Genomic DNA, 3,194 nt, shown 5'->3' with positions numbered 1-3,194 from the left:
TCTCGTGGTGGGAGTGGCACGTCCTGCTGCTGGCAGCGTTCGCGCTCGTGGCGTGGGGCGCGCAGCAGTCCTGGCACGAGGAGCGGTGGGCCGGGCTCTACACGTCCGACACGCTGGCCGGCCGCCGGCAGATGTCGATCCTCTTCGCCGACCTCAAGGGCTTCACCACCTTCTCGGAGGCGCACGACGCGGCGGAGGTGACGGAGATGCTCAACGCATACTTCACCGTCGCGATCCCGGCCGTTGTGAAACGGCACGGGGGCACGGTCGACCGGCTCATCGGCGACGCGATCATGGCGACCTTCAACCGGCTCGGTGACCAGCCGGACCACGCGCGCCGGGCCGTCCGGGCCGGTCTGGACCTGCAGGCCGTGACCGCGCGGATCGCCGACGAGCACCCGGGCTGGCCGCGGTTCCGGGTCGGGATCAACACCGGCGAGGTCGTGGTCAGCGTGCTCGGCGGCGAGGGAGGCCGCACGCACACCGTCATCGGCGACGCCGTCAACGTCGCCTCCCGCATCGAGGGCCAGGCGCCGGTGGGTCGCGTCGCCGTGACGGCGAGCACCCTGGAGAGCCTGCCGGACGCCACGACGGAGGCGCTCGGGCCGCTCGACCTGAAGGGCAAGGGGCAGCCGGTCGAGGCCTTCGTCCTCGTCTCGCTCCCCGACCGACCGGCCTGACCCCAGGCGATGGGGTGCCCCGGCTGTGCGCCGACCGCCCCGGCGAGAGGGAGGGCGGGTGCATGCTGGGTAGGTGGACGACGTGACGACGACGGAGACTGCCCGCGACCTCATGCTCGATGCCTTCGGGCGCATCCGCGACGGCGTGCCACAGGTCGTCGACGGGCTCTCCGTCGACGAGCTGCTGTGGCGTCCCGACGCCGATGCCAACCACATCGCCTGGCTGGCGTGGCACCTCGCGCGCCAGCAGGACGACCAGGTGGCGCACCTCGCGAGCGAGGAGTCGGCGTGGCTGGCGGACGGGTGGGTCGACCGCTTCGGTCTGCCCTACCCGCCGGACGTCCACGGCTGGAGCATGAGCTCCGGCGACGTCGGTCGGTTCACCGTCGCCGACCCGGGCCTCTTCGGCGAGTACCACGCGGACGTGCACGACCGCACCGCCGCACTCGTCGAGCGGCTCGACGCCGACGAGTACGCCCGCGTCATCGACACGAACTGGGACCCGCCGGTCACCGTCGGCATGCGCCTGGTGTCGGTGCTCGAGGACGGGGCCAAGCACCTCGGGCAGGCGGAGTACGTCCGCGGGCTCGTCGAGCGTCGCCGCTGACGGTCGGTGCCGGCGTGCGGATGCCGTTGGGTCGGCTGTGACAGGTGTGTCCAGGTGGGTCGCGCCGGGCTTCCACGCACGATCGCGCACAGGTAGCCGTGGGACACTGGAGGGGATGAGTATCCCCGTCCTGAGTGCTGCCGCAGCCGCCGTCGAGTCCCCGACCGACGGCGCCGCTGTGACGGGTCACGACCCGACGCACCACCGTCGCCTGGCCCTGATCGCCCGCGGCCGTCGGACGCGCCTGGCCTCGACCGTCGCTGTCGTCTTCGCTCTCGCCGGCGTCAACGTCGCCGACCACCTGCTGGGCTGGAACACGATGTGGCTGGGCCCGGTGGGCGCCGTCGCCCTGCTCGGCTTCGCGAGGTGGCAGGGACTGAGCTGGCACCAGCTGGGGCTCGCCCGGCACACGCACGCACGCGGCATACGGTGGGGGCTCGGTGTCATCGCCGTCGTCGCGCTCGTCTACCTGCTCGGCATCCTCCTGCCCACGACGCGGACCGCGTTCCTCGACGCCCGCTACCACCTGCCGCCGGCCGGGGCGCTGCTCACGGCCTTCGTCATGATCCCGGTCGGCACGATCCTCCTCGAGGAGGTCGCCTTCCGCTCGGTTCTCTGGGGGTTTCTGTCGCGGCACGCCCGGATGTGGCAGGTGCTCGCGGGCTCCTCCGTGCTCTTCGGGCTGTGGCACGTCCTACCGGCGATGGCGTCGGCCAGTGGCAACGCGGCGATCGGCTCGGCCGTCGCCGGCCTCGGCCCGTTCGCCAAGGCGGCTGTCGTCGGTGGCACGGTGGCGTTCACGGCGCTCGGCGGGGTGGTCGCCGGCGAGCTGCGACGACGCAGCGGCAGCGTCTTCGCGAGCGTCGGCATGCACTGGGCGACCAACGCGCTCGGCGTGCTCTTCGGCGTCATCGCCTGGCGGCTCGCGGCCTGAGGCGTATGCCGGCTCGCGGAGCCGACCACACGCATACGCACGCTTGTGGACGGCGGGAGCGATCTCAGTCGGCTGCGTCAGCCGTGTCTGCGGCGTCGCCCTGGAAGCCGATGAGCCAGTGCAGGCCGTGGCGGTCGACGACCTGCCCGTCGAAGTCTCCCCACGGCCGCTTCTGCAGGTCGTCCACGACCCGACCGCCCTCGGACAGGGCTGCGAACCAGGCGCGCAGGGTGCTCGGGGAGGCCGTGCCGAGCAGCGAGAGCATGAGGCCCTCACACCGGAGCGTCGGCTCGCGGTCGGTCGCGTCGGAGGCGAAGAGGGTCACCGGTCCCCCGGACAGGTAGCCGTGGGCGATGGCGTCGGCGGGTCCGTCGGTGCGGCCGAACTCGGCGAGCGTGTGCAGGTGCACCTCGGCGCCGAAGACCTCACCGTAGAAGCTCAGGGCCTCCCGTGCGGTGCCGGGCAGGTGCAGGTAGGGCGTCAGTGCCGTCATGCTCTCGGATGCTAGGGCAGCCCTCGGACACAGCGGCGGTCGAGGCGCTGCGTGATGTGGTGCGCGGTCTGGCGTATCGACTCCGAGGCAGGCGTCAGACGGGGGCGACCTCGTGAGCCGGCTGCGACGAGGGGGCCGCGTGCCCGATCGAGTCGCCGCAGTGCGAGCAGCGCCAGCCCGTCGCGCCCTTGAGGTAGCGGTGCCCCGAGGAGCGGCACGTCAGGGTCGCGCCCGACTCGCTGCGGGGGGTGGCCTTGGTGCCAGCCTCCTGGCCGGCCCGGGCGAACGCGCCGCCGAGCAGCGACGCCATGACGACCGCGACGAGCGCGAGCGGCCACGCCGCGACGAGTGAGTCCACTCCGCCCAAGATCATCGTGTTCATGACGGGAACTCTGCCCCGGCCCGCGCAAGAGGCCGGCGCGCAAAGCGGCAAGGAAACCGCAAGATCGACACAATCGCCGGTGCAAAACCGACAATTCT

General features: G+C 72.4%; 5 protein-coding genes. 3 read left to right on the top strand and 2 right to left on the bottom strand.

Translation table 11 applies throughout. The features are described 5' to 3' along the window. The 3 genes from ABD194_RS19075 to ABD194_RS19065 form a co-directional block, all read left to right on the top strand. The coding region (locus ABD194_RS19075; protein ID WP_343994418.1) for an adenylate/guanylate cyclase domain-containing protein at positions 1-680 on the top strand (680 nt) is incomplete at its 5' end. A gap of 82 nt (positions 681-762) precedes the next feature. After that, a complete protein-coding gene (locus ABD194_RS19070) occupies positions 763-1,287 on the top strand; it encodes a mycothiol transferase (RefSeq protein ID WP_343994416.1) in 525 nt (174 codons plus the stop codon). A gap of 115 nt (positions 1,288-1,402) precedes the next feature. Beyond that, positions 1,403-2,221, top strand: a complete 819-nt coding sequence (locus ABD194_RS19065; RefSeq protein WP_343994414.1) for a CPBP family intramembrane glutamic endopeptidase — start codon at positions 1,403-1,405, stop codon at positions 2,219-2,221. A gap of 64 nt (positions 2,222-2,285) precedes the next feature. Here the strand turns inward: ABD194_RS19065 and ABD194_RS19060 are convergent, their stop codons facing one another. Beyond that, positions 2,286-2,714 carry a VOC family protein gene (locus ABD194_RS19060; RefSeq protein ID WP_343994412.1) on the bottom strand — a complete coding sequence of 143 codons (429 nt, stop codon included), beginning with the start codon at positions 2,712-2,714 and terminating at the stop codon, positions 2,286-2,288. Positions 2,715-2,808: 94 nt separating this feature from the next. Next, complete coding sequence (locus tag ABD194_RS19055; protein ID WP_343994410.1) at positions 2,809-3,096, bottom strand: hypothetical protein; 288 nt, start codon at positions 3,094-3,096, stop codon at positions 2,809-2,811. Between the last annotated feature and the right edge of the window lie 98 nt (positions 3,097-3,194).

Source organism: Terrabacter terrae, from assembly GCF_039529575.1.
Taxonomy (GTDB): Bacteria; Actinomycetota; Actinomycetes; order Actinomycetales; family Dermatophilaceae; genus Terrabacter; species Terrabacter terrae.
Note: the sequence above shows the minus strand (reverse complement) of the source record. Positions and strands in the feature narration are given on the sequence as shown.

Bases quoted from the DNA above. Each gene is read 5' to 3' on its own strand.
- ABD194_RS19060 (WP_343994412.1), bottom strand. From the start codon at position 2,714: ATGACGGCACTGACGCCCTACCTGCACCTGCCCGGCACCGCACGGGAG.
- ABD194_RS19055 (WP_343994410.1), bottom strand. From the start codon at position 3,096: ATGAACACGATGATCTTGGGCGGAGTGGACTCACTCGTCGCGGCGTGG.
- ABD194_RS19065 (WP_343994414.1), top strand. From the start codon at position 1,403: ATGAGTATCCCCGTCCTGAGTGCTGCCGCAGCCGCCGTCGAGTCCCCG.